Genomic DNA, 26,520 nt, shown 5'->3' on the forward strand with positions numbered 1-26,520 from the left:
GTCTTTATTTACTTAGATTCATAAACAATATCTTTCACATACTCTGCCCATTGGGCTGGAGTTCTCGATTTATCAAAAGTCTGCCAAGGTATCGGCTTTCCTATGGTCACAGTGAATGTTTTATGACGATTTTTAAACATCTCATCCACCAGATACAACATAGCAATATTAAACTTGACACCTAATATCTGACAAATATTAGCCAGATTATAAAAGAAAGCTGAATTATGCCCACTGAAATGAATAGGTATAACATCCCGACGTGCTTGTACGCTTTTAACCACAAAAGCCTTCTTCCATTCCAAATCTTTTATAATTCCTTTTTGCCTTCTTGAGCATATACCGGCTGGAAACATAATCAATTGATTTTCCGAACGAAAACCGGCTTCCACCATTAAAGGAAAGTCTTTAGCCTGTTTACCTGTCTTATTTATTGGAATGCAAAGAGGAGCCAAACCGCGTAAGTTCATCAGCAAATCATTCACAAGATACTTTACTTTACCATCATAATGCCGCCCCAAAATGTATCCTAAGGCAACACCATCTTGTCCACCAAGCGGATGATTTGAGACAAAAGTATATAATCCATCTTTAGGTAAATTCTTCTCACCTTTCAGTTCTATCTTCATATCCAAAAAAGCCACGCATGCTTCCAGAAAATCTACACCCAGCTTATCTCGCGACTCATACAAAAAGACATTAAGTTCTTCCTGATGAATAATCTTCTTCAGATAGGTTATTAAGAAGGCAGGAATGTATTTGTAATACCCCGCAGCCTTTTTACGAAGTATTTTTTCAATATCAATTAAGAATAAAGAGTCGTCAGTCATTCTTTCTAATTAAAAACGATTGCGCAAAATTAACGCATCTTTTTAATTAATCGCAATAAATTAGTAAAAAAAGCAGGGACAAAGTCTCCAAAACAACTAAAAAGAATATCCAACGGGAATAATAGGACCAAGATGTAACAACAAGAATAAATTTCAGTTTCTTTTAAAAGACAAATGCGGAACAGGTAAGCGACACATGTACTTTTTGTTGATATCATATTTTTGCCTTACCTTTGTTACGAATTAAAAGACAAGAACATCCGGATGTTTTTAGTCATAACATCGGGATGTTTTTCGTAAGAACACCCGGATGTTTTAATATATAACATGGGGATGTTCTAACACCTACAATAGGATTAAAAAACAGATGAAAAGCGATTTTAAAAACATAGAAAACTAACAATCAAATACTTAAACTATCATGCCAATTAATTACGTAGTAAGAAAAAAAGTAGATAAAAGCAGTAACCAAACAAAAGAGCTATATTATGCCACTACAAAAGCATTGCAAAAGCGACCTGTAGATAGTGTGCAAATAGCAGATGAACTCGCAGAAAGAAGCTCCTTGCAGAATGGAGATGCATTGTCAGCTCTTACACAGTTATCAGACATCATTGCATCTCACTTACGTGAAGGGCGTACGGTAAGTATCAAGGGTTTAGGCAACTTCTACCCTACTGTCAGTAGCCAAGGAGTAGAAAAGCCCGAAGACTGTACAGCCAATAAAGTATGGATATCACGCATTTGTTTCAAATCGTCTCCTAGCTTCTTGAAAAAAGTGAAAGCAACTCACTTTGTCAGTATGCAACTAGGATATGGATGGTCTGCTCAACCCAATAAAAAGAAGAAGAAGAACAATAATGAATCGGACGCTCCAGAAAGTGAGTAGAAATAAATCAACAATCAAAGCGTTCTGGAAATGCTCATATAAACTACCGATCATGAATAAAATGAAGGATTTAACAAACTGTTGAAAAGTTATAAAAAGATTTTAGTGGAAAGTAGTGGGGAATTGTGGGGAAATGTATATTTTTACCGTCTCTTATATAATTAAGGTGCATGATACGTTTTTTAGGCAATATTGAAGCAAAAGCGGATGCTAAAGGCAGACTTTTCATTCCGGTTCAATTCAGAAGACAACTACAATTAACTTCCGAAGAAAGGCTTATTATGCGCAAAGATGTATTTCAAAACTGTTTGGTGCTTTATCCCGAGAGCGTATGGAACGAAGAATTAAATGAACTTCGCCTGAAGCTAAACAAATGGAATCCTAATCATCAAAATGTCTTTCGACAATTCGTAAGTGACGTTGAGATTATCACCCCCGACGGTAACGGACGCATATTACTGCCTAAAAGATACCTCCAGATGGCAGGTATTCAAGCCGACGTGCGTTTTATTGGCATCGACAACAAAATAGAGATCTGGGCAAAAGAAAAAACAGAGCAGCCCTTTATGTCATCTGAAGATTTTGGTATGGCTCTGGAGGAAATAATGAACAATGATAAGGAGTCATAATGCAACATGGGAAATGAAGAGATAATATATCACACGCCAGTATTGTTAAAGGAAAGTGTAGACGGAATGAATATACATCCCGAAGGCACCTATGTAGACGTAACCTTTGGCGGTGGTGGACACTCACGGGAGATACTTTCTCGTTTGGGCGAAAAAGGAAAACTGCTTGGATTTGACCAAGATGAAGATGCTGAACGAAACATCGTTAATGATGGTCGCTTTATTTTTGTGCGTAGTAATTTTCGTTACCTACGAAACTTTTTACACTACCATCAGGTAGAAGAAGTTGATTCCATACTAGCCGATCTCGGTGTATCATCGCATCATTTTGATGACAGCGAACGCGGATTTTCTTTTCGCTTTAACGGTTCACTGGATATGAGAATGAATAAGCGTTCAGGCATTACAGCTGCCGACATTGTCAACACATACGAAGAAGAGAAACTGGCCAACATCTTATATTTATACGGCGAACTCAAGAATAGCCGTAAACTGGCATCTGTTATCGTCAAGTCTCGCGTAACAAAGAAAATAGAAACCATCGAAGACTTTTTGGAAATAATAAAACCACTCTTCGGTCGAGAGAGAGAGAAAAAAGAATTGGCAAAAGTGTTTCAAGCATTGCGCATTGAAGTAAATCAAGAGATGGAAGCACTAAAAGAGATGCTCACTGCTGCAACTGAAGCCTTAAAGCCAGGTGGAAGACTCGTAGTCATCACCTATCATTCGCTCGAAGATCGTATGGTAAAAAACATAATGAAGACGGGCAATATAGAGGGAAAAGCGGAGCAAGATTTCTTCGGCAATCTTCAAACGCCTTTCAAACTAGTGAACAACAAGGTCATTGTACCTGATGAAGAAGAAATAGAACGCAATCCACGTTCACGCAGTGGAAAACTGAGAATAGCAGAAAAGAAATAACGTTTCAGCAAACGATGGAAGAGAAGAAAGAAGCAATAAAAGACAGAAAGAAAAAAGGCACTTCCTTAAAAAGTATTTTGGGAGGTGATATATTAGCTACGGACTTTTTCCGCCGCCAAACAAAACTGATCATTTTAGTCATGGTCTTTTTGATTTTCTATATACACAACCGATATGCCAGTCAACAGCAACAGATAGAGATAGACAAACTAAAGAAAGAGCTAACCGACATCAAATATGATGCTCTGACTCGCAGTTCAGAGCTAATGGAACGTAGTCGCCAATCTCGAATAGAAGAGTATATTTCGGAGAAAGAGAGTAATTTGCAAACGTCGACAAATCCGCCATATCTAATAAAGAAAGACTAAAAATGCCCGTAAACAAAAAAAACATAATGAACCGGTACTTCTTCGTCATCCTCCTCATGGGGCTGGTCGGAGTAGCAATTCTTATCAAAGCCGGCATAACCATGTTTGCTGAAAGGCAGTATTGGCAAGATGTAGCGGACCGATTCGTGAAAGAAAATGTTGCGGTGCAACCAAACAGGGGAAATATTATTTCATCCGATGGACGATTAATGGCCAGTTCTCTACCTGAATATAAAATTTATATGGATTTCAAGGCCGGTGGAGAGACTAAAGACACTATGCTGATTAATCACATGAACGAGATTTGCGAAGGACTTCACAAAATATTCCCTGACAAAAGTTCTGAAGAATTCAAAACACATTTGAAAAAAGGAAGAAAAAGAGGAAGCCGAAATTATCTGATTTATCCAAATAGAATATCCTATATCCAATATAAAGAAGCAAAACAACTCCCTGTATTTCGCTTAAACAAATACAAAGGAGGATTTACCGAACAAGCATACAACCGAAGAAAAAAACCTTTCGGTTCATTGGCTAGACGAACCTTGGGTGATTTATATCCGGACATAACAAAGGGAGCCAAAAGTGGCCTAGAATTGGCTTTTGATTCGGTATTAAAGGGAAAGGAAGGCGTTACACATCGCCAAAAAGTGATGAACAAATATCTCAACATCGTAGATATACCTCCTATAGATGGCGCGGATATCATAACCACTATAGATGTGGGTATGCAAGATATTTGTGAGAAAGCTTTGATTGATAAATTGAAAGAGATTAATGCCAACGTAGGAGTTGCTGTACTTATGGAGGTGGCAACAGGCGAAGTAAAAGCGATTGTAAACATGACCAAGTGTGCAGACGGAGAGTATAGGGAAGTCAGGAATAATGCAATCAGCGATATGCTAGAACCTGGTTCTACTTTCAAAACGGCCTCAATTATGGTAGCATTGGAAGATGGAAAGATCACTCCGGAAGATGGAGTAGATACAGGAAATGGTATAAAAAACATGTATGGGCGAGACATGAAAGACCACAACTGGAGAAGAGGTGGCTATCAATATTTGACCGTACCTCAAATTTTGATGTTTTCTTCCAACATTGGTGTTTCCTCTATCATCGACTCACACTACGGGCACAACCCAAAACAATTTGTGGACGGATTAAAGCGAATAGGTATAAACAAACCACTGCACCTGCAAATTTCAGGAGAGGGCAAACCCAATATAAGGGGACCCAAAGAGCGTTATTTTTCGAAAACAACTCTCCCATGGATGAGCATCGGATACGAGACACAAGTTCCACCCATAAATATTCTAAACTTCTATAATGCAATAGCTAATAATGGAATAATGATACGCCCTAAATTTGTGAAAGCAATAATAAAAAAGGGCGAAACGATACAAGAATTTCCAACAGAGGTTATCAATCCATCCATTTGCTCACCACGTACACTGAAGCAGATAAGAGACATACTTAGACTGGTCGTTGGAGAAGGATTGGGTAAGGCTGCCGGTTCACCACAATTTCATGTGTCAGGAAAGACTGGAACAGCTCAAATATCACAAGGAACAGGCGGATATAAAACCGGGACGGTAAACTACTTAGTGAGCTTCTGTGGATATTTTCCTTCGGAGGAACCTAAATATAGTTGTATCGTCTCCATACAAAAATCAGGACTACCGGCATCAGGTGGCCTAATGGCCGGAAGCGTGTTTGGAAAAATAGCCGAAAGAGTATACGCTAAAAATTTGGTACTCGATATCAAAAATGCAATCGATAGCAACGCGGTGGTAGTACCTGATGTGAAAGCTGGTGAGATGAATGAAACAAAGCGGGTACTAGATGAACTCAAAATTCAGGCACAAGTGCAATACTCACCAAGCATAGGGAAAGAGATATGGGGAAACACCTACGCTGGTGCAAAAGCAGTGGTATTGCAAAAAAGCAACGTCATGCGTAATTTCGTGCCAAGCGTAATAGGTATGGGTGCAAAAGACGCTGTCTATCTATTGGAGAGCAAAGGATTGAAAGTTCACCTAACTGGCATGGGTAAAGTACGCAGCCAATCAGTTCCCCAAGGCACACAGATCCACAAAGGTCAAGCAATAGCAATCATCTTAAAATGATCATATAATTAAGCAGATAGATATGAAACTGGAAGAGTTACTAAAAGCAGTTCGGGTCATACAGAATACCGGGACAACAGATTTAGAGATAAAAGGAATTAATCTAGATTCCAGACTCGTGGAAACGGGCCATTTGTTTATGGCAATGAAAGGGACGCAGACCGATGGTCATGTATATATCTCTACAGCTATAAGCAAAGGCGCTATTGCAGTGCTTTGTGAAAATCTTCCAGAGCAATTAACAGAAGGAATTACTTATATTAAAGTAGCAGATAGCGAGGACGCTGTAGGGAAAATAGCAACTACATTCTATGGCAATCCAACCTCTAAATTAAAACTGGTAGGAGTGACAGGTACCAATGGAAAAACAACCATTGCCACCTTATTATATGATACATTCCGCTATTTTGGATATAAAACCGGATTAATATCAACCGTATGCAATTATGTGGATGATGAAGCAGTTCCAACTGAGCACACAACCCCCGACCCTATCACACTTAATAAATTGTTAGGACGCATGGCCGACGAAGGTTGCAAATATGCATTCATGGAGGTTAGTTCTCATTCAATCGATCAAAAACGTATCAGTGGGCTTATCTTTGCCGGAGGAATTTTCACGAATCTGACTCGCGATCATTTAGATTATCATAAAACTGTAGAAAACTATTTAAAAGCAAAAAAGAAGTTTTTCGACGATATGCCGAAAAATGCTTTTAGCATCACTAACCTAGATGACAAGAACGGATTAGTGATGACACAAAATACCCGTTCCAAAGTTTATACTTATTCGCTACGGAGTTTGAGCGATTTTAAGGGACGAGTTTTAGAGTCACATTTCGAAGGCATGTTACTTGATTTCAACAACAAAGAGTTGGCTGTGCAATTCATTGGCAAGTTTAACGCCTCAAATCTGCTGGCTGTTTTCGGCGCAGCTGTATTATTAGGTAAAAAAGAAGAAGACGTATTGGTTGCAATTAGTACCTTACATCCTGTAGCCGGAAGATTTGATTCGATGCGCTCTCCAAAAGGATACACAGCCATTGTTGATTATGCCCATACTCCGGACGCACTAATTAATGTACTGAACGCTATACATGGGGTACTTGAAGGAAAAGGAAAAGTGATCACTGTAGTAGGCGCAGGAGGCAACCGCGACAAAGGTAAACGCCCCATTATGGCCAAAGAAGCTGCGCGCAGTAGTGATCGGGTTATCATAACATCTGATAATCCGCGGTTTGAAGAACCACAAGATATCATCAACGATATGACCGCCGGATTAGATGCCAGCGATAGTAAGAAAACGCTCACAATAGCAGACAGAAAGGAAGCGATTCGCACTGCCTGTATGCTAGCTCAAAAGGGAGATGTTATTTTGGTAGCAGGTAAAGGACACGAAAACTATCAAGATATAAAGGGAGTTAAACACCACTTTGATGACAAAGAAGTTCTAAAAGAGATCTTTGATAATGACTAGAGCCATAATAAACCTTTTTGATTATCAATTAACAACCAACCAATAACAAGATAACGTATGTTATACTATTTATTTCAGTGGCTTCAGAAATATAACCTACCGGGAGCAGGAATGTTTAGTTACATTTCATTCCGCGCATTAATCGCTATTATTTTGGCCCTACTAATATCAAGCATATTTGGGAACAGGTTCATTAACCTATTAAAGAGAAAACAAATTACTGAAACTCAACGTGATGCCAACATAGATCCGTTTGGAGTGAATAAAGTTGGCGTTCCTAGTATGGGTGGGGTAATCATTATTGTTGCGATTCTAATTCCATGTCTGCTATTAGGCAAGCTACACAACATTTACATGATTCTGATGCTAATCACTACATTATGGTTAGGTTCATTGGGATTTGCAGACGACTATATTAAAATATTTAAAAAAGACAAAGAAGGACTTCATGGTAAATTCAAGATTATTGGACAAGTAGGTTTGGGGCTCATAGTCGGACTCACTCTTTATTTTAGTCCTAACGTTGTTATTCGAGAAAATTTTGAAGTTCAAAAGCCCGGGAATGCCATAGAAGTAGTACATGCAACTAAAATTATAAAGTCAACGCAAACCACTATACCTTTCTTTAAAAGCAATAATTTAGACTATGCAGATCTAGTATCATTTATGGGCGAATATGCACAAGCTGCAGGGTGGATTCTTTTCGTAATTGTTACTATCTTTGTAGTAACAGCCGTATCCAATGGCGCTAATCTCAATGATGGAATGGACGGCATGGCGGCCGGAAACTCTGCCATCATAGGGCTTACACTAGGTATATTGGCCTATGTGTCAAGTCATATAGAGTATGCGGGTTATCTAAATATAATGTATATTCCTGGAAGTGAAGAACTCGTTATTTATATATGTGCTTTCATAGGGGCTCTCATCGGTTTTCTTTGGTACAATGCTTATCCTGCACAAGTCTTCATGGGAGATACCGGTAGCTTAACCATAGGAGGAATTATAGCGGTGTTTGCCATTATCATACACAAAGAGTTACTTATCCCTATTCTTTGTGGCGTTTTCCTTGTTGAGAACTTATCCGTTATTTTACAGGTGAATTTCTTCAAATTAGGTAAAAGAAAAGGGATCAAACAACGTATATTCAAACGTACACCTATACACGATCATTTTAGAACCACTGCATCTCAACTTGATCCGAATTGTACGTATATGTTTACTAAGCCAACCAATGTGCTTCATGAGTCTAAAATAACTATACGATTTTGGATCGTCACCATCGTACTGGCTGCTATAACAATTATTACTTTAAAAATAAGATAATATTAATCTGCTGATATGAAAAGAATCGTAATATTAGGAGCTGGTGAAAGCGGCGCAGGTGCTGCTGTACTAGCCAAATCAAAAGGGTTTGATACATTTGTGTCGGATATGTCTCTAATTAAAAGCCACTATAAAGAACTCCTCGACAATCAGAATATTGCTTGGGAAGAAGGGCAACATACGGAAGAGCTTATTCTGAGTGCAGATGAGATAATCAAGAGCCCCGGTATCCCCAACGACGCTCCTATTATTCTGAAACTTAAAGCCAAAGGAACGCCTATTATCTCTGAAATAGAGTTTGCCGGTCGATATACAAATGCCAAAATGATTTGTATTACGGGAAGTAATGGTAAAACAACAACGACCAGCCTAATTTATCACATCTTTAAAAGTGCGGGAGTTAATGTAGGATTGGCCGGAAATATAGGAAAGAGTTTAGCTCTGCAGGTGGCTACAGAAAAGCACGATTATTACATCATTGAGTTGAGTAGCTTTCAGTTGGACAATATGTACAACTTTAAAGCTGACATAGCGGTACTGATGAATATCACGCCCGACCATCTGGATCGCTATGACCATAACATGCAGAACTATATTGACGCTAAATTTAGAATTGCACAAAATCAAACGCCCGAAGATGCCTTTATTTTTTGGAATGATGACCCCATCATCAAATGCCAACTGGACAAACACGGCATTCACGCTCATCTATACCCTTTCTCTGCCATGAAAGAGAATGATGCCATAGCCTACGTAGATGATAATGAGGTGATTATCAATGAACCGATAGCTTTCAATATGGAGCAAGAAAAGCTTGCTCTGACAGGCACACATAATCTATATAATTCTTTGGCAGCAGGTATCTCGGCAAATTTGGCTGGCATCACCAAAGAGCATATTCGCAAAGCACTGTCTGATTTTAAGGGAGTGGAACATCGATTAGAGAAAGTGGCCCGTGTAAGAGGAATTGATTTTATTAACGATTCGAAAGCCACAAACGTTAACTCATGCTGGTATGCCCTACAAAGCATGACTACTAAAGCGATTCTGATTATCGGAGGAAAAGACAAAGGCAACGATTATACAGAGATTGAAGACTTAGTAAAAGAAAAATGCAGTGGACTAGTCTATTTGGGACTACACAATGAGAAGCTACACGATTTCTTTGACCATCTGGGATTGCCTGTCTCTGATGTGCAAAGCATGAAAGATGCGGTAGATGCCTCCTATCAAATGGCTAAGAAAGGTGAAACGGTATTATTATCTCCATGTTGTGCCAGCTTCGATTTGTTCAAAAGCTATGAAGACAGAGGAGATCAGTTCAAGAAGTATGTCTGTGATTTGTAAGCAAGTGATTCGTAACTAACTAATGAATGGATTTAGTAAAAAACATATTTAAAGGAGACAAGGTTATATGGATTATATTCCTATGCCTTTGCCTTATTTCCATCATCGAGGTGTTTAGTGCTGCAAGTACACTTACCTACAAAAGTGGTGATCATTGGGGTCCTATTACACAGCACTCAGTAATATTGATGGTTGGAGTGGTTGTGGTCGTTTTTATGCATAATATTCCATATAAGTGGTTTCAGGTATTTCCTATATTCCTGCTACCCCTATCATTATGCTTACTTGCTTTTGTCACGCTAATGGGAGTTATTACCGGCGATCGTGTAAATGGAGCAGCTCGCTGGATGACCTTTTTTGGGGTGCAGTTCCAACCCTCCGAACTAGCTAAGATGGCAGTAATCATTGCCGTATCATTCATACTGTCAAAAAAACAAGACGATGAAGGAGCCAACCCAAAAGCGTTTAAATACATCATGATCATCACAGGGTTAATCTGTCTACTGATAGCTCCGGAAAACTTGTCTACAGCCATGCTACTTTTTGGAGTAGTGGTTTTGATGATGTTTATCGGTCGCGTAGCAATGAAAAAATTATTGATGTTATTTGGAACTTTGGCACTAGCCGGAGGATTGCTGGCAGCAGTCGTCCTCATTGCTCCCGAAAATAGTAAGATTCCTTTCTTACACCGCTTAAGTACATGGAAAAGTCGAATCACTAATTTCACAGATAAAGAGGAAGTACCCGCAGCAAAATTTGACATAGACAAAGACGGACAAATAGCCCATGCACACATTGCCATAGCAACAAGCAATTTTATCGGTAAAGCACCTGGAAACTCTGTACAACGAGACTTTCTAAGTCAGGCATTCTCTGACTTCATTTTTGCCATTATCATCGAAGAGTTAGGATTGGTAGGAGGAGCCTTTGTTGCATTGCTCTACATCTGGCTGTTGATACGAGCGGGACGCATAGCAAAAAAATGTGAACGGACATTCCCTGCATTTTTGGTGATGGCCATTGCCCTTATGCTTGTATCGCAAGCCATCTTAAACATGATGGTAGCTGTAGGGCTTTTCCCTGTTACAGGGCAACCTCTCCCGCTCATTAGCAAAGGGGGTACCAGCACACTCATCAATTGTGCCTATATAGGCATGATACTTAGCGTAAGTAGATATACAGCACGCTTGGAAGAAGAAAAAGAAAAGAATGATAAAATTCAGATGGAAGTGATAAGTCCAAGCGAAGAAGCTGCAGAGCCTACATCTGAGCTACTTAACAGCGATACTGAATTTGAAGAATAAACAGGTAAAGATAGAAAAATGGAAAAAGAAATAAGAGTCATCATTAGTGGTGGTGGTACAGGCGGGCATATCTTTCCTGCTGTTTCTATAGCCAACGCCATAAAGGAGCAACACCCCAGAGCTAAAATCCTTTTCGTTGGTGCTGAAGGAAGAATGGAAATGCAACGTGTTCCCGATGCAGGATATGAAATAATAGGTCTTCCTGTAGCAGGGTTCGATAGAAAGAATCTATTAAGAAATTTTTCTGTACTAGTGAAGCTGCTCAAAAGTCAATGGAAAGCTCGCAACATCATCAAGAGTTTTAAACCTGACGTAGCTGTAGGTGTAGGTGGCTATGCCAGTGGACCAACACTAAAAATGGCAGGTATGATGGGAGTTCCCACATTAATACAAGAACAAAATTCGTATGCGGGAGTTACTAACAAACTCTTGGCTAAGAAAGCAGACAAAATATGTGTCGCTTATGACGGCATGGAGAAGTTCTTTCCAATCGATAAAATCATAATGACAGGAAATCCTGTCCGCCAAGCATTACTAAACCATACTGTCACCCGAGAAGAAGCACTCAAGTCTTTCTATTTTCAATCAGAGAAAAAGACAATCCTCATCTTAGGGGGTAGCCTGGGAGCGAGAACTATTAACCAATGTATAATGGGCCATTTGGAGGAAATCCAAGTATCTGGCATACAGTTTATATGGCAAACAGGAAAGATCTATTTTGAGCAGGCGCAAAAAGCTGTAGAAAACATCGGAAAAATTGAAAACCTATACACAACCGACTTTATCAAAGACATGGCAAGTGCTTATGCTGCTGCCGACTTAGTAATCTCAAGGGCTGGCGCCGGGTCCATTTCCGAATTTTGTTTACTTGGAAAACCAGTGATCTTGGTACCATCACCTAATGTTGCAGAAGATCATCAAACGAAGAATGCAATGGCATTAGTTAACAAATCAGCAGCCATCTATGTCAAAGATGCTGATGCCAATAAAGAGTTAATAACAAAGGCATTAAGTACAATAAATGAAGAGAAATCACTCAGCGAGTTGAGCAAAAATATCAGTAAATTAGCACTACCTGATTCGGCTAATATCATAGCCAGTGAGGTGTATCAATTAGCAATTAAAGCAGTTAAACGATGAATATAGAGACAATTAAATCAGTTTATTTTGTTGGTGCAGGCGGCATTGGCATGAGTGCGCTCGTGCGCTATTTCCTCTCTAAAGGGAAATTAGTAGCCGGTTATGACCGAACACCTAGTGAACTGACCGAACAACTTGTATCTGAAGGGGCACAAATACACTATGAAGAAGATGTGACGCTAATTCCCGAGGCATGTATGGATAAAACTACAACATTAATAGTTTTAACTCCTGCTGTCCCTCAAGAACATACCGAATTAACTTACTTCCGTAAAAATGGATTTGAAATACAGAAACGAGCACAAGTATTAGGAGCTATCACCCGCTCAAGCAAAGGATTATGTGTGGCAGGTACACACGGCAAGACTACAACATCGACCATGGTAGCCCACCTTTTACACCAGTCACATGTAGAATGCACCGCTTTTCTGGGAGGCATCTCTAAAAACTACGGCACAAATTTATTGCTTTCGCAAAAAAGCCCTTACACAGTGATTGAAGCAGATGAATTTGACCGTTCTTTCCACTGGTTATCACCTTATATGTCTGTCGTTACAGCTACAGATCCTGACCATTTGGATATTTATGGAACTGAAGAGGCATATCTAGAAAGTTTCGAAAAATACACTTCTTTAATTCAACCGGGTGGTTGCCTCATCATGCGCAAAGATATCTCTTTGAAACCTAAAGTACAGGATGGAGTAAAGGTCTATTCGTATTCTAAAAATGAAGGTGATTTTCATGCGGAAAACATTCGTATCGGAAATGGTGAAATATTTATCGATTTTGTTACACCCGACTGCCGAATCAATAATGTTCAATTAGGAGTACCAGTCAGTATCAATATAGAAAACGGCGTTGCCGCTATGGCTCTTGCTCATCTGAATGGAGTAAGTGCAGAAGAAATTAAATCTGGAATGGCTAGTTTTCGAGGAGTAGATAGACGATTCGACTTCAAAATAAAAAACGATAAGATTGTCTTCCTCAGCGACTACGCACATCACCCGTCAGAAATAAGGCAAAGCGTAATGTCCATTCGTGAGTTATATACCGACAAGAAAATTACAGCTATCTTTCAACCTCATTTGTATACTCGTACAAGAGATTTTTATAAAGAGTTTGCTGACAGCCTTTCGCTGCTGGACGAGGTCATTCTTGTTGACATTTACCCAGCTCGCGAATTGCCTATTCCAGGAATAACAAGCCAGCTAATTTATGATAATCTACGGCCTGGTATAGAAAAGAGTCTGTGTGCTAAGGAAGATATTGTTAATGTTTTGAGAAAAAAAGACATCCAAGTTTTGATTACCCTCGGTGCGGGAGATATTGATAACTACGTCCCAGCCATCGAACAAATGCTTGAAAAACGATGATTAAAAGAATTCTTCTGTCATTTGTTTTGTTACTCGTTGTGGCTTACCTCGTTGTGGCCGTAACGACTTTCAACAAGAAGCCATCAAAGATGGTTTGTAGTGACATGGAATTAATCATAAAAGATACGGTCAATGCCGGCTTCATAACCAGGCAAGAAATAGCGGGCATTCTTCAAAAGAAAGGAATCTACCCTGTTGGAAAAGAAATGGAGCATGTACGTACCAAAGTATTAGAAAAAGAGTTGGACAAACATCCACTTATAGAGAAAACGGAATGCTACAAAACACCTAGTGGGAAAATATGTATTGAAGTAACACAAAGGGTACCCGTACTCCGAATAATGAGTGACAATGGCGATAATTACTATGTTGATAATAAAGGAACAATTATGCCACCCGAAGCAAAGTGTATAGCGCATCTTGCTATTGTGACGGGAAACGTAGAAAAGTCATTCGCTATGAGGAATTTACATAAGTTTGGTGTATTTTTGCAGCAGAATAAATTTTGGAATGCCCAAATAGAACAAATCAATGTATTACAGGGAAAAGAAATTGAGCTGGTTCCACGTGTAGGCAATCATATTATATATCTCGGAAAAATAGATAATTTTGAAAATAAGTTATCTCGTTTAAAGATTTTCTACGAGAAAGCGCTCAATCAAGTGGGCTGGAACAAATATTCTCGCATCAATATGGAATTCAACAACCAGATCATTTGCACAAAAGATAGCACAATTATGCAACATCAATGATTGATATTAAAAGAGCAAATCGTCAAAATAGTAAATAAAAATGGTGTCAAAAACAGATTTTATTGCCGCTATCGAACTTGGTTCATCAAAAATAGCAGGAATAGCAGGTAAAAAGAGCAGCGACGGAAGCATACAGGTTTTGGCTTACGCAAGTGAAGACTCATCTTCTTTCATCAGGAAAGGAGTCATTTACAATTTAGACAAAACCGCTCAAAGCCTGACATCGATCATCAATACGCTAGAAGGTGAACTAAATAGTGCCATAGGAAAGGTTTATGTAGGAATTGGAGGACAATCTCTGCGAACGGTTAGAAATGTTGTAGGCCGAAACTTGAAAGAGGAGACAATTATTTCTCAGGAACTAATTGATTCTATCTGTGACGAAAACATATCGATTCCGCTAATCGATTTAGATATTTTGGATGTTGCTCCCCAGGAATACAAAATAGGGAATAACCTGCAAGCAGACCCTGTAGGAGTTACAGCGAACCATATAGAAGGCCGATTTTTAAATATCATAGCGCGCTCTTCAATTAAAAAGAACTTGGAACGTTGTTTCGAACAAGCAAAAATTGAAATTGCAGATATCTTTATTGCACCTTCGGTTACAGCAGATGTTGTGCTAACAGAAGGAGAAAAGCGTTCTGGTTGCGCATTAGTTGATTTCGGAGCCGATACTACCACAATCTCCATTTATAAAAATAATATTCTTCGCTTTCTTACCGTACTTCCACTGGGAGGGAACATTATCACACATGACATCACTTATCTACAACTCGAAGAAGAAGATGCCGAGATACTAAAGATACAGTATGGCAATGCCCTATACGAAGCTGAAGAAGGCGCAGAGACAGTCATTCAAACTGAAGACGAGAGTAGAAGTATTGAATTACGTACGTTGAATGATATTATTGAAGCCCGAACAGAAGAAATCATCGCCAATGTTTGGAATCAAATTCAACTGTCGGGATATGATGACAAACTTCTTGCAGGTATTATTATTACAGGAGGTGCAGCAAACTTGAAAAACCTGGATGAGGCACTTCGGAAAAGAAGCAAGATCGATAAAATAAAAACAGCTAAATTCATCAGGAATGCGGTACACACTACTGGAGATTTGCTTAAAAAGGATGGTACGCAAAATACTCTCTTTGCTCTACTCTTTGCCGGAGAAGAAAACTGTTGTTTACAAGAAAACAAAATGATTCAGGAGCCCATAGCTCCTTTCAGTAATACAGCGATTCCAAGAGATTTCTTTGAAGCAGACGAAGATCTAAAAAGACAAGAAGAAGAAGCTAAAGCAGCAAAAAAGAAAAGAGAAGAAGAAGAAAGACTGAAAAAGATTGAAGAAAAAAGGTTAAAGGACGAAGCAAAGAAGAATAAACCAAGCTGGATCTCAAGAACATTCGACAAGCTTTCTAATGAAATATTCTCTGATGAAGATATGAAATAATTTGTAATTGTTAGCAAGATATGGACGAGATAGTACAATTCGATTTTCCAACCGATTCACCAAAGATAATAAAGGTAATAGGCGTTGGTGGTGGTGGTGGCAATGCTGTTAACCACATGTACAAAGAAGGCATACATGACGTAACATTCGTACTATGCAACACTGACAACCAAGCTTTAGCAGAGTCAGAAGTGCCAATAAAGCTACAACTAGGTCGCTCAATAACTCAAGGCTTGGGAGCAGGCAACCGTCCTGACCGTGCTCGGGATGCTGCAGAAGAGAGCATTGAAGACCTTGAAGCTATACTTAATGATGGTACCAAGATGGTGTTCATCACTGCAGGAATGGGAGGTGGAACCGGAACAGGAGCTGCACCCGTAATAGCACGCATAGCCAAAGAAATGGATATCCTAACCGTAGGAATTGTTACTATACCATTCATTTTCGAAGGCGAAAAAAAAATTATCCAAGCGCTAGATGGTGTTGAACGCATTGCGCAACATGTCGATGCACTTTTGGTTATCAACAATGAACGTTTACGAGAGATATACTCCGACCTAACTTTTATGAATGCATTTGGAAAAGCTGATGACACGCTTTCTATTGCAGCTAAAAGTATTGCCGAAATAATTACAATGCGCGGAACCGTCAACCTTGACTTTGCTGATGTAAAAACCATACTCAAAGATGGTGGAGTAGCCATAATGAGTACAGGCTTTGGAGAAGGCGATAGCAGAGTGACTAAAGCGATAGACGATGCGCTACACTCTCCTTTACTCAACAATAATGATATCTTCAATGCAAAAAAAGTAATGCTCAATGTCTCTTTTTGCGAGAATTCAGAGTTAATGATGGAGGAAATGAATGAAATTCATGAATTCATGAGTAAGTTCCGTGAGGGAGTAGAAGTAATCTGGGGAGTTGCAATGGACAATGCACTTGATAAAAAAGTAAAAATCACAGTATTAGCTACCGGATTTGGTGTAGAAGATGTTCCGGGAATGGACAGCGTTTTAGAAAGGCGTAGTCAAGAAGAAGAAGAACGTCAATTACAACTTGAAGAAGAAAAAGAGAAAAATAAAGAACGCATCCGCAAAGCTTATGGAGAAAGTGCTAACAGCATTGGTAGCAAAAACATCCATAAACGACGTCATATATATCTCTTTTCTCCTGAAGACCTTGATAACGATGATATCGTTTCTATTGTCGAAAATTCACCTGCATACCTTCGCGATAAAACGACATTGAACCAGATTAAAGCAAAGGCTACTGTAGAGGAACAAAAAACCACAGAAGAAGCAATAGACAATAGTGGGGTCATTACATTTTAATTATTCATAAGTTATAACTCTTCATAATCATGGATTTATTTGAAAAAGTCAGCGAAGACATTAAAAACGCAATGAGAGCAAAAGATAAAGTTGCTCTTGAAACATTGAGAAATATTAAGAAATTCTTTATTGAAGCAAAAACAGCCCCAGGTGCTAATGATAATCTTGCTGATGCTGATGCATTAAAGATCATGCAAAAACTGGTAAAACAAGGTAAAGACTCAGCAGAAATATATACTCAGCAAAATCGTCAAGACTTAGCCGATGCAGAGCTTGCCCAGGTAAAAATCATCGAGACCTATCTACCCAAACAGCTAAATGCGGAAGAATTGGAAGCAGCTTTGAAAGAGATTATCGCTGAAGTTGGTGCCACTGATGCCAAAGATATGGGCAAAGTAATGGGGATTGCCTCGAAAAAACTGGCTGGACTAGCCGAAGGACGTGCAATCTCAACAAAGGTAAAAGAACTGCTAGGGTAATCTTCTTTCTTTCACCGGCAGCTCATAGAGCTCAAAAAATAAAAAAGTCATGCACATGTTACAAAGACATGATGCGTGACTTTTTATTTAAGCAGAATTTAGTCAAACAGCTCTTGAAGTACCAGCAAAGACTTAAGTATCGGAAAATCCGGTAAATGAAGTCTGTAATACTCATTAATAATAGCAAGGCAACGGGATCGATCAGCTCTATTCATGCCAAAAAGATGCATAGTTTCATAGTTCATACGCATTAACTGCATCAAGCGGCTAGAATCATGCGGTTCAATAAAAAAAGAGTGCTGTTGGGGACGCATTGATACAAAACAAGCATTCTGCAAGTCAAAGTAATCACCCTCCTGATAACTTTCCAAATTTGGATATATGCCCAAAAAACGAGAAAGACGCATCAAGAATACTAAATGAAAATTAGCATATCCTTCTTCCTGCCCATCAAGCCAAGCGATAGAATGAAGTAAATAAGCAAACAAAGATTGATTCTCAACCTCTTCTCTGACAGCTTTATAAAGAAATTCAGCTAAAAAAAGAGCTATAGCCGATTTGTAGGGATCATAAGGAATTGAAGTGAAAGGAAGATACAATTTTGCTTCTTTAATACGATGCAGATTAACAGTAGGACGATAATCAACTTCAAACTCTATAATAGACAGAGGCTGAAATAAAACAGTTCTCACGTTCGATTTCTTTGCACGGGAAACTGAAATGATGTACGAACATCTTCCCAATTGCTCAGTATACATCTCAATGATATTAGATGTATCGCTGTATTTCAATACATGAAGAACAATCCCAGTCGTTTTCTGCAACATCTTTTTTCGTTTAAAAGTACCCCCTTATTTGAAAACAAAGCTACAAAAAAAGAGGCAAAGCAACAACTCAAGCCTTACGAGAAAAAAAGATAGGCAAATAAGAAGAAAAAAAATAAATTTATAAATTACTGATAATCAATCAACAACAATACATAATAGTAATATATAGAATGATATTTAGAAATTTTCACTCACAAACATTTTGCTAATTCAAAAATAGTCCATACATTTGCATCCGCAATCAGGAACAACCCCGATTGCAAAAGCAGAAATGCTTTACATGATGGCCCATTCGTCTATCGGTTAGGACGTAAGATTTTCATTCTTGAAAGAGGGGTTCGACTCCCCTATGGGCTACAAAATTAAGATAATAAACGAATTAAAAAAAGATTAGTCGAGATGGCAAATCATAAATCATCAATCAAGAGAATCAGACAAGAAGAAAAAAGAAGACTTCATAATAGATATTATGGCAAAACCATGAGAAATGCTATTAGAAAACTTCGTTCTACTACTGACAAGGCAGAGGCAGTTGCAATGTATCCAGTTGTTATTAAGACAATAGATAAGTTAGCTAAGGTGAATATCATTCACAAAAACAAAGCTAATAATTTGAAGTCTAGACTGGCTATCTATATCAACAAGCTAGCTTAAGTAGCATACTTCTTAGCAACCTTTATATTCATTAAGGTCGAACTTTTTAGTTCGACCTTTTGTGCATTACACTAAATGAAATTAGAAGATAACAAGCTTTCATTTTATTCCATATCTTTTCGCTCTTAGTTCTTCACCAGTTCATATATTTTCAGTACATTTGCTTTGTTATTACAATTAGAAAATATATTATGACTGAAGAACAAATTGCTACCAATAGCGGCGCATATTCTGCCGATAGTATCCAGGTACTTGAAGGACTTGAAGCTGTAAGAAAACGTCCTGCAATGTACATTGGTGACACAGGCTTAAAAGGATTGCATCACTTGGTATATGAAGTCGTAGACAACTCTATTGACGAAGCATTAGCCGGTTATTGCGACCACATTGAAGTTACTATTAACGAAGATAATTCCATCAGCGTTCAAGATAACGGGCGTGGGATTCCGGTTGACTTCCATGAAAAAGAACAAAGATCCGCATTAGAAGTCGTAATGACTGTATTACACGCTGGCGGAAAATTCGATAAGGGCTCGTATAAAGTATCCGGAGGTTTGCATGGTGTAGGTGTATCTTGCGTAAATGCGCTATCAATCCAAATGACAGCTTTGGTAGAAAGAAGCGGAAAGATGTATAAGCAAGAATATGCTTGTGGAAAACCGCTATATAGCGTGAAAGAGATGGGACCTTCCGAGAATAACGGAACACAAATAACGTTTCTTCCTGACGCTTCAATATTTACCGAAACGATTTATAAATACGACATATTGGCTACTCGCATGCGTGAGTTAGCTTACCTAAATGCAGGTATCACCATCACATTGACAGATCGTCGTGTTATCAACGAAGATGGGAGCTTTAAGCATGAAAAATTTCATTCGATAGATGGCCTCAAAGAGTTTGTTCGCTTTGTTGATTCATCTCGCGAACACCTAATCAATGATGTTATCTACCTAAATACAGAAAAACAAGGTATTCCAATTGAGGTAGCTATCATGTACAACACTTCTTTTTCGGAAAATATTCACTCTTACGTCAACAACATCAACACCATAGAAGGTGGAACTCATCTGGCTGGCTTCCGTCGTGCATTAACACGCACACTGAAAAAGTATGCTGAGGATTCTAAGATGCTCGACAAAGTAAAGATTGAGATTTCCGGTGATGACTTCCGCGAAGGTTTAACAGCCGTTATATCAATTAAAGTAGCCGAGCCACAATTTGAAGGGCAAACAAAAACCAAGTTGGGAAACAATGAGGTAATGGGAGCAGTAGATCAGGCCGTTGGAGAAGCATTGAACTATTACTTGGAAGAACATCCCAAAGAATCAAAACTAATTGTAGATAAGGTTATACTAGCTGCCACTGCACGCCACGCTGCACGTAAAGCACGCGAGATGGTGCAACGCAAATCACCCATGTCAGGTGGTGGACTACCCGGTAAACTAGCCGATTGCTCTGATCGTGATCCAGACAGATGTGAATTATTCCTTGTCGAGGGAGATTCAGCTGGTGGTACAGCTAAACAAGGACGTAACCGTTCATTTCAAGCTATCCTACCCCTACGCGGAAAGATTTTGAATGTAGAAAAAGCAATGTATCACAAAGCTTTGGAAAGCGAAGAAATACGCAACATATACACTGCACTTGGAGTTACTATTGGCACTGAAGAGGATAGTAAAGAAGCCAACATGATTAAACTGAGATATAAGAAAATAATCATCATGACCGATGCCGACGTCGATGGCTCACACATCGACACACTGATTATGACTTTTTTCTTTCGCTATATGCCTCAACTTATTCAGAACGGATACTTGTACATTGCTACTCCTCCACTCTATCTTTGCAAGAAGGGTAAAAACGAAGAGTATTGTTGGACAGATGCTCAACGCCAAAAGTTCATTGAGGCTTATGGATCAGGAGAAGAAAAGGCTATTCATACACAACGCTATAAAGGTTTGGGTGAGATGAACGCACAGCAACTTTGGGAAACAACAATGGACCCAGATAACCGCATGCTAAAGCAAGTCAATATAGAAAATGCCGCTGAAGCCGATTATGTGTTTTCGATGCTGATGGGTGAAGACGTTGGACCTCGCCGCCAATTTATAGAAGAGAACGCCACATATGCTAACATTGACGCATAACAATTAGGCACAACTTATAAAAGAATCGCCGTAAGAAAGGATAATCCTTTCTTACGGCGATTCTTTTATAATATAGATAATCTATTCTTTTACACATCAGACTGAACAAGGTGAGCAAGAAGCTTTTTTGCTGGTAACAGAAATGCCCTTACTTATTTTTGTGGAAGCCACTATAATAGCGTAAAGAAATAAAAACAAGGAACTGTTATTTGAGCATATTATATCACATTACCCTTTTTCAACTCTTCAGCAGCAATGTCCAACTCTTTATACCATGCCTCACCGAACTTACGAATAAGAGGCTCCTTCAAGAATTTATAAATGGGAACATTCTCCTTTTCTCCCAATAGAACGGCAGCCTTGCAAACACTCCAACGATGATAATTCACGGCCTTCAAAGATCCATAATTACCTACACGAATTGGATAAAGATGGCAAGAGACCGGTTTGTAAAAATCCACCTTACCAGCACGATAGGCTTTCTCAATAGAACAATAGCAGCAACCTTTTTCATCGTAGCAGGTAAACACACAATCTTTTCCATTGACTATAGAAGTGACTAAGTCACCATCTTCATCCTTATAACACACACCTTGTTTATCAATAACCGCGCGTGCTTCAGGTGAAAGATCATCCCAAATAACTGGAAGAACCCTTTCTAGCTCCGCAACTTCCTCCTTTTCAAGTGGAGCACCAGCATCCCCTTCTACACAGCATTCACCTTTACAGACATCAAGGTTACAAAGAAACTTTTCACGAAGAACATCAAGTGTTACAACAACATCATCTATCTGAATCATATTTCTTTTAGGGTAAAAAGGCGGAAGACTTTTGTCGTCTCCCGCCTTTGTTTCATATTATAATCAAGAGCGGAATATCTCTCTCTTAGATACTCATTCAATTTCTATCCCGAGTATGAACCAATCTATTTCAGAAGATTTCTTTATTTAATCAAGATTTTACCTGTCATTTCTTTAGGAGCTTCAAGACCCATTATCTTCAAAATCGTAGGAGCTACATCCGCTAAACGACCGTTATCAACCTGGGCGTCCTTGTTTTCCGTTACATAGATGCAAGGAACAGGGTTCAGTGAGTGAGCCGTATTAGGAGATCCATCTTCATTCATTGCATTATCCGCATTGCCATGATCAGCAATAACAATAGCCTCATAGCCTTGAGCTTTGGCAGCTTCAATGGTCTCTTTTACGCAACAGTCCACAGCTGTAACAGCCTTCTCGATGGCTTCATAAATACCAGTATGACCCACCATGTCACCATTCGCATAATTTACTACAATGAAATCATATTTGTTTTCATTGATTGCAGCAACCAGCTTATCCTTTACTTCGTAGGCACTCATTTCAGGCTTCAAATCATAAGTTGCCACTTTAGGAGAAGCAACCAGAATACGATCTTCACCTTCATAAGGAGTTTCACGCCCACCATTAAAAAAGAAAGTAACATGAGCATACTTCTCTGTTTCGGCGATATGCAACTGAGATTTATTTTCTTTGGCGAGGTATTCTCCTAATGTGTTTTCAACATTGTCCTTATCGAACAAGATGTGTACACCTTTGAATGAAGAATCGTATGGAGTCATGCAATAGTATTGCAAACCGGGAATCGTTCTCATTCCCACTTCAGGCATATCTTGCTGAGTAAGCACAGCGGTAAGTTCCTTGGCACGGTCATTGCGGTAATTAAAGAAAATAACCACGTCACCCTCTTTTATCGTCCCATCAACCTCAGCATTAACAATTGGTTTGATGAACTCGTCTGTCACACCCGCATCATAAGATTCCTGCATTGCCTGAATCATGCAATCAGCTTTCTTACCTGTTCCGTTTACCAACAAATCATAAGCCTCTTTCACACGTTCCCAACGCTTGTCGCGATCCATAGCATAATAGCGACCAATAATAGAAGCTATTTTTCCGGCAGAAGCCTTACAATGCTCATCCAGTTGTTCAATAAAACCTTTACCGCTCTTCGGGTCAGTATCACGACCGTCCATAAAGCAGTGAATAAATGTGTCTTGAATTCCGTATTCTTTAGCAATATCACAAAGTTTATACAAATGGTCGAGTGAACTATGTACACCACCATCAGAAGTCAAGCCCATGAAATGAATGCTCTTTCCATTGTTTTTTGCATAAGAGAAAGCTGAAACCACTTCAGGATTCTGCATAATAGTATTTTCACGGCAAGCCAGATTGATTTTGACCAAATCCTGATAAACTACGCGTCCGGCACCAATATTGAGGTGGCCTACTTCTGAATTTCCCATTTGTCCATCGGGCAAACCAACATTCTCACCACTTGCCTGCAGTTGAGAGTTCGGATATGTTTTCACCAGATAATCCCAATAAGGAGTGGGAGTATTAAAAATTACGTCAGCTTTTCCGTGACTACCGATTCCCCAGCCATCAAGAATCATTAAAAGGGCTTTTTTACTCATGATTATATAATAATTAAGTTCTTCTTTTTCATTCCCAAGTGCAAAGCTACAAAAAAGTTGATTAAAGAAAGATTTAATCTATGTTAAGTTAGAGATATAATACGACACAAAATGAATTTTATTTACTTACTTTGTTGAATAACATTTAAATCAAATATCATGAAACACATTCTATTCTGCATTCTATTCATGTTCTCCACCATCACGTTCGCGCAAACAATTGAATATCCTACATTCAAAGCGCGTTCAGGAAGTATTACCAACATCACCCGTATCGAACGCACCCCGAAAAACACACGTATATTTATACACGCCATCTTCCGGCCCCATTGGTGGATCAAAGAAAGCGGCAAAACTTATCTGAGAGATGTAAATACAGGTGAAAAATATGCCTTCCAAAGCGCTGAAGGTATTGAACTAAACAAAGAAGTATATATGTCGGATTCCGGGCAAATGGATTATACGCTTATTTTCGATCCTCTCCCAAAGGAAACGAAAGAAATAGATTATATTGACCCGGAAGAAACAGAAGGCAGAATTTATGGCATCTCTTTAGATACGAAAGAAAAAAAACAGAAAGTTCCATTGAATGCTATCAAAGGGAATTGGTATGGAGCAAACGAACCAAGCAAGTGGGAATACGGCATTTATGACTCTATCACCATTATGCACAACCAAATATATACTAATAAAAACATTCGAATAAAAGGAAAAACCATAGAGATGACCGTACAAAACAAAAAGAACGGCAACACAAGTACTCTGCGAATCATCCATCAGAAAGACGGCAATTGCACCATACAAATCAATAACGAAAAAAAGCTGCGCTACGTCAGACAAGACAATCCCACAGAAGCGATAACACCCGAAGCTGATTTCTCTACTTTTTTCCGTAAAGACACTGCTTTCCTTCAAGGATATATTGACGGGTATGATCCTCGTTTAGGATTTGAGAATAGCCTTGTCTACATCACAAACAAGCTAACCAGAGAAGATTATCCTACAGTAGTAAATATCAACCCCGATGGAAGCTTCGAAGGAAAAATAGTCCTCAATCATCCGATAGAGAGTGCAATCTTTCTAAATAGCGGTTGTATTCCCTTCTATGTAGAACCAGGGCAGACACTCACAATATATATTGACTGGGAAGCAATCTTAGCATATAATCGCGCACGCGATCGTCATTACCCGATCAAAAATATACGCTACATGGGTCCTTCTGCTAATATATCTCAAATGTATAGGAAGTTGAAAACATTGGCAGAGTACCGTTACGAAGGGTTCGAAAAAGACAAAAAAGAGCTAACTCCAAAGCAGTTCAAGGCAAAGGAACAAGCGACTTTTGATAGATGGGATCAGATAAGAGACTCATTATCAAAAATATATGCTTCCTCTCCCAAGGCTGTTCATCTGATAAAGAACAATATAGATTTGAAAAAAGGAGGCTTACTATTAGACTTTCTTATGAGTAGAGATTACTATGCCAAACAAGATACTGCCAATCAAGTATTAAAAGTCAATGCGGACAGCTCTTATTATGATTTTCTGAAAAATATGCCACTCGATGACAAGGTGTTGCTCGCAGATAGTAATTCCGATGTATTTATCAATAGATTCGAATATATGGATCCTCTAATGAAAGCTATAAATGAAGCATATAACCATCAACCAGATAGCATCACAATAAGCTATCCAGCCCAACCTTTCCTTAGCTTTCTGAAAGAAAAAGGAGTCAAATTAACTCCTGAGCAAGATCAATTACGCTTGAAAGGAGAAAAACTCGCCGGAAAAACACTCAAAGTGAGTTATAAAGAACTCATCGATGAGTCTAAGCCGATTTCCAATCTCTACCAAGCCCAACAAGCATTGGTGGAGGAATACAACAAAAAGCAGGCAGAAGTGACAGTCAAGCAGACTTCCGACTCCGAAAAATTTAATAAAGACAAGGAAGAAGAACAACTAAATAGAGCAAAAAGATATTGGAAAGAAGGAGAATCGGTAGTCCAAGAACTGAGTGGTCAATCCAACCCTTTCCTTTGGCAAGTATCTCTTATCCGAAGCCTGGACTACGAGCTAAAGAATTATCATAATCAGGAAGTTGCTATGGAATATATCGATACTTTAAGCACTCATTTAAAAAGCCCTATCCTTATTTCTGAAGCAAAACGAATGCTCGAAATGACTCACCCCAAAGATGCAACAGCCACCTATCAACTACCAGAAGGTAAAGGCACTGACATCTTCCGTAATATCATTAAAGACCATCAGGGCAAAGTACTATTCGTTGACTTCTGGTCTACAGGTTGCGGTCCATGTCGATACGGCATTGAGCATACGGCTGATTTGCGGAAGAAGTATAAGAATCACCCGGAATTTCAATTCATCTATATCACCAGCGACAAAGAATCTCCTAAAGAAGGCTACGATGCTTATGTGAAGAAGAATCTGGAAGGAGAAGCCTCTTATAGTGTAAGTGAAACAGAATACAACTACCTCCGCCAACTATTTAAGTTCAGCGGCATCCCTCACTACGAACTAATAGAAAAAGATGGAAGTGTAGCAGTACAAGTTCCGGAATCAAGAGAATTGGACAGTTATCTTAATAAACGTTTCGGAAAGTAATCTCGGACAAGCAATAGCTCCAATAAAACAAGAAATCACAAAAAGCGGCGTAAAACTTATATTT

General features: G+C 38.9%; 22 protein-coding genes and 1 tRNA gene. 19 read left to right on the top strand and 4 right to left on the bottom strand.

Annotated elements, in window-relative coordinates:
* Positions 1–8: 8 nt before the first annotated feature.
* Entirely contained in the window at positions 9–830 is an 822-nt protein-coding gene (locus tag BQ5338_RS13960; RefSeq protein WP_071147421.1) for a lyso-glycine lipid O-acyltransferase GlsA, read from the bottom strand.
* Between the two features lie 421 nt (positions 831–1,251).
* On the opposite strand from BQ5338_RS13960, the gene BQ5338_RS13965 reads away from it, so the two are divergent.
* The 15 genes from BQ5338_RS13965 (at position 1,252) to BQ5338_RS14035 (ending at position 17,745) form a co-directional block, all read left to right on the top strand.
* Positions 1,252–1,719, top strand: a complete 468-nt coding sequence (locus BQ5338_RS13965; protein WP_071147422.1) for an HU family DNA-binding protein — start codon at positions 1,252–1,254, stop codon at positions 1,717–1,719.
* Positions 1,720–1,889: 170 nt separating this feature from the next.
* Positions 1,890–2,348, top strand: a complete 459-nt coding sequence (gene mraZ, locus BQ5338_RS13970) for a division/cell wall cluster transcriptional repressor MraZ (RefSeq protein WP_071147423.1) — start codon at positions 1,890–1,892, stop codon at positions 2,346–2,348.
* A 6-nt stretch (positions 2,349–2,354) separates the two neighbouring features.
* Positions 2,355–3,269: a 16S rRNA (cytosine(1402)-N(4))-methyltransferase RsmH gene (rsmH, locus tag BQ5338_RS13975; protein ID WP_071147424.1), complete on the top strand. Its 915-nt coding sequence runs from the start codon at positions 2,355–2,357 to the stop codon at positions 3,267–3,269.
* Positions 3,270–3,283: 14 nt separating this feature from the next.
* Positions 3,284–3,637 carry an FtsL-like putative cell division protein gene (locus BQ5338_RS13980; RefSeq protein ID WP_071147425.1) on the top strand — a complete coding sequence of 118 codons (354 nt, stop codon included), beginning with the start codon at positions 3,284–3,286 and terminating at the stop codon, positions 3,635–3,637.
* A gap of 26 nt (positions 3,638–3,663) precedes the next feature.
* On the top strand, positions 3,664–5,763 hold the full coding sequence (locus BQ5338_RS13985; protein WP_071147894.1) for a penicillin-binding protein: 2,100 nt from the start codon (positions 3,664–3,666) through the stop codon (positions 5,761–5,763).
* A gap of 22 nt (positions 5,764–5,785) precedes the next feature.
* On the top strand, positions 5,786–7,240 hold the full coding sequence (locus BQ5338_RS13990) for a UDP-N-acetylmuramoyl-L-alanyl-D-glutamate--2,6-diaminopimelate ligase (RefSeq protein WP_071147426.1): 1,455 nt from the start codon (positions 5,786–5,788) through the stop codon (positions 7,238–7,240).
* A gap of 57 nt (positions 7,241–7,297) precedes the next feature.
* The gene (locus BQ5338_RS13995) at positions 7,298–8,566 is read left to right on the top strand and encodes a phospho-N-acetylmuramoyl-pentapeptide-transferase (RefSeq protein WP_071147427.1); all 1,269 of its coding nucleotides are present in this window, start codon (positions 7,298–7,300) and stop codon (positions 8,564–8,566) included.
* A 15-nt stretch (positions 8,567–8,581) separates the two neighbouring features.
* The gene (murD, locus tag BQ5338_RS14000) at positions 8,582–9,913 is read left to right on the top strand and encodes a UDP-N-acetylmuramoyl-L-alanine--D-glutamate ligase (protein WP_071147428.1); all 1,332 of its coding nucleotides are present in this window, start codon (positions 8,582–8,584) and stop codon (positions 9,911–9,913) included.
* A gap of 26 nt (positions 9,914–9,939) precedes the next feature.
* Entirely contained in the window at positions 9,940–11,217 is a 1,278-nt protein-coding gene (locus tag BQ5338_RS14005; protein ID WP_071147429.1) for an FtsW/RodA/SpoVE family cell cycle protein, read from the top strand.
* A gap of 18 nt (positions 11,218–11,235) precedes the next feature.
* Entirely contained in the window at positions 11,236–12,357 is a 1,122-nt protein-coding gene (murG, locus tag BQ5338_RS14010; protein WP_071147430.1) for an undecaprenyldiphospho-muramoylpentapeptide beta-N-acetylglucosaminyltransferase, read from the top strand.
* Complete coding sequence (murC, locus tag BQ5338_RS14015) at positions 12,354–13,730, top strand: UDP-N-acetylmuramate--L-alanine ligase (protein ID WP_071147431.1); 1,377 nt, start codon at positions 12,354–12,356, stop codon at positions 13,728–13,730. The genes murG and murC overlap by 4 nt, the downstream gene beginning before the upstream one ends.
* Positions 13,727–14,482, top strand: coding sequence for a cell division protein FtsQ/DivIB (locus tag BQ5338_RS14020; RefSeq protein ID WP_071147432.1), 756 nt, complete (start codon positions 13,727–13,729; stop codon positions 14,480–14,482). Before murC ends, BQ5338_RS14020 begins: the two co-directional genes overlap by 4 nt.
* A gap of 43 nt (positions 14,483–14,525) precedes the next feature.
* Positions 14,526–15,935: a cell division protein FtsA gene (gene ftsA / locus BQ5338_RS14025; RefSeq protein ID WP_071147895.1), complete on the top strand. Its 1,410-nt coding sequence runs from the start codon at positions 14,526–14,528 to the stop codon at positions 15,933–15,935.
* Positions 15,936–15,955: 20 nt separating this feature from the next.
* Complete coding sequence (gene ftsZ / locus BQ5338_RS14030) at positions 15,956–17,266, top strand: cell division protein FtsZ (protein WP_071147433.1); 1,311 nt, start codon at positions 15,956–15,958, stop codon at positions 17,264–17,266.
* 29 nt (positions 17,267–17,295) lie between these two features.
* Complete coding sequence (locus tag BQ5338_RS14035; protein ID WP_071147434.1) at positions 17,296–17,745, top strand: GatB/YqeY domain-containing protein; 450 nt, start codon at positions 17,296–17,298, stop codon at positions 17,743–17,745.
* A gap of 98 nt (positions 17,746–17,843) precedes the next feature.
* On the opposite strand, the gene recO is transcribed toward BQ5338_RS14035, so the two are convergent.
* A complete protein-coding gene (gene recO / locus BQ5338_RS14040; protein WP_071147435.1) occupies positions 17,844–18,572 on the bottom strand; it encodes a DNA repair protein RecO in 729 nt (242 codons plus the stop codon).
* A gap of 285 nt (positions 18,573–18,857) precedes the next feature.
* On the opposite strand from recO, the gene BQ5338_RS14045 reads away from it, so the two are divergent.
* The 3 genes from BQ5338_RS14045 to gyrB all read left to right on the top strand — a co-directional run bounded on the left by BQ5338_RS14045 (position 18,858) and on the right by gyrB (position 21,376).
* Positions 18,858–18,929 (top strand) — tRNA-Glu (locus BQ5338_RS14045).
* 42 nt (positions 18,930–18,971) lie between these two features.
* Positions 18,972–19,226, top strand: coding sequence for a 30S ribosomal protein S20 (gene rpsT / locus BQ5338_RS14050; RefSeq protein WP_071147436.1), 255 nt, complete (start codon positions 18,972–18,974; stop codon positions 19,224–19,226).
* A gap of 191 nt (positions 19,227–19,417) precedes the next feature.
* Entirely contained in the window at positions 19,418–21,376 is a 1,959-nt protein-coding gene (gene gyrB / locus BQ5338_RS14055) for a DNA topoisomerase (ATP-hydrolyzing) subunit B (RefSeq protein ID WP_071147437.1), read from the top strand.
* Positions 21,377–21,594: 218 nt separating this feature from the next.
* Here the strand turns inward: gyrB and BQ5338_RS14060 are convergent, their stop codons facing one another.
* Together BQ5338_RS14060 and gpmI are read right to left on the bottom strand one after the other, a co-directional pair.
* Complete coding sequence (locus BQ5338_RS14060) at positions 21,595–22,176, bottom strand: DUF3109 family protein (RefSeq protein ID WP_071147438.1); 582 nt, start codon at positions 22,174–22,176, stop codon at positions 21,595–21,597.
* Between the two features lie 143 nt (positions 22,177–22,319).
* Positions 22,320–23,834 carry a 2,3-bisphosphoglycerate-independent phosphoglycerate mutase gene (gene gpmI / locus BQ5338_RS14065; protein ID WP_071147439.1) on the bottom strand — a complete coding sequence of 505 codons (1,515 nt, stop codon included), beginning with the start codon at positions 23,832–23,834 and terminating at the stop codon, positions 22,320–22,322.
* Between the two features lie 159 nt (positions 23,835–23,993).
* Here gpmI and BQ5338_RS14070 point away from each other — a divergent pair, with 159 nt between their 5' ends.
* On the top strand, positions 23,994–26,456 hold the full coding sequence (locus BQ5338_RS14070) for a TlpA family protein disulfide reductase (protein WP_071147440.1): 2,463 nt from the start codon (positions 23,994–23,996) through the stop codon (positions 26,454–26,456).
* The last annotated feature ends 64 nt before the right edge of the window (positions 26,457–26,520 follow it).

The organism is Bacteroides ihuae (assembly GCF_900104585.1).
Classification (GTDB): domain Bacteria; phylum Bacteroidota; class Bacteroidia; order Bacteroidales; family Bacteroidaceae; genus Bacteroides; species Bacteroides ihuae.

What these genes read in the sequence shown, in the direction of transcription:
- BQ5338_RS13960 (WP_071147421.1), bottom strand. Translation starts at nt 830, where the DNA reads ATGACTGACGACTCTTTATTCTTAATTGATATTGAAAAAATACTTCGT.
- BQ5338_RS13965 (WP_071147422.1), top strand. Translation starts at nt 1,252, where the DNA reads ATGCCAATTAATTACGTAGTAAGAAAAAAAGTAGATAAAAGCAGTAAC.
- mraZ (WP_071147423.1), top strand. Translation starts at nt 1,890, where the DNA reads ATGATACGTTTTTTAGGCAATATTGAAGCAAAAGCGGATGCTAAAGGC.
- rsmH (WP_071147424.1), top strand. Translation starts at nt 2,355, where the DNA reads ATGGGAAATGAAGAGATAATATATCACACGCCAGTATTGTTAAAGGAA.
- BQ5338_RS13980 (WP_071147425.1), top strand. Translation starts at nt 3,284, where the DNA reads ATGGAAGAGAAGAAAGAAGCAATAAAAGACAGAAAGAAAAAAGGCACT.
- BQ5338_RS13985 (WP_071147894.1), top strand. Translation starts at nt 3,664, where the DNA reads ATGAACCGGTACTTCTTCGTCATCCTCCTCATGGGGCTGGTCGGAGTA.
- BQ5338_RS13990 (WP_071147426.1), top strand. Translation starts at nt 5,786, where the DNA reads ATGAAACTGGAAGAGTTACTAAAAGCAGTTCGGGTCATACAGAATACC.
- BQ5338_RS13995 (WP_071147427.1), top strand. Translation starts at nt 7,298, where the DNA reads ATGTTATACTATTTATTTCAGTGGCTTCAGAAATATAACCTACCGGGA.
- murD (WP_071147428.1), top strand. Translation starts at nt 8,582, where the DNA reads ATGAAAAGAATCGTAATATTAGGAGCTGGTGAAAGCGGCGCAGGTGCT.
- BQ5338_RS14005 (WP_071147429.1), top strand. Translation starts at nt 9,940, where the DNA reads ATGGATTTAGTAAAAAACATATTTAAAGGAGACAAGGTTATATGGATT.
- murG (WP_071147430.1), top strand. Translation starts at nt 11,236, where the DNA reads ATGGAAAAAGAAATAAGAGTCATCATTAGTGGTGGTGGTACAGGCGGG.
- murC (WP_071147431.1), top strand. Translation starts at nt 12,354, where the DNA reads ATGAATATAGAGACAATTAAATCAGTTTATTTTGTTGGTGCAGGCGGC.
- BQ5338_RS14020 (WP_071147432.1), top strand. Translation starts at nt 13,727, where the DNA reads ATGATTAAAAGAATTCTTCTGTCATTTGTTTTGTTACTCGTTGTGGCT.
- ftsZ (WP_071147433.1), top strand. Translation starts at nt 15,956, where the DNA reads ATGGACGAGATAGTACAATTCGATTTTCCAACCGATTCACCAAAGATA.
- BQ5338_RS14035 (WP_071147434.1), top strand. Translation starts at nt 17,296, where the DNA reads ATGGATTTATTTGAAAAAGTCAGCGAAGACATTAAAAACGCAATGAGA.
- recO (WP_071147435.1), bottom strand. Translation starts at nt 18,572, where the DNA reads ATGTTGCAGAAAACGACTGGGATTGTTCTTCATGTATTGAAATACAGC.
- rpsT (WP_071147436.1), top strand. Translation starts at nt 18,972, where the DNA reads ATGGCAAATCATAAATCATCAATCAAGAGAATCAGACAAGAAGAAAAA.
- gyrB (WP_071147437.1), top strand. Translation starts at nt 19,418, where the DNA reads ATGACTGAAGAACAAATTGCTACCAATAGCGGCGCATATTCTGCCGAT.
- BQ5338_RS14060 (WP_071147438.1), bottom strand. Translation starts at nt 22,176, where the DNA reads ATGATTCAGATAGATGATGTTGTTGTAACACTTGATGTTCTTCGTGAA.
- gpmI (WP_071147439.1), bottom strand. Translation starts at nt 23,834, where the DNA reads ATGAGTAAAAAAGCCCTTTTAATGATTCTTGATGGCTGGGGAATCGGT.
- BQ5338_RS14070 (WP_071147440.1), top strand. Translation starts at nt 23,994, where the DNA reads ATGAAACACATTCTATTCTGCATTCTATTCATGTTCTCCACCATCACG.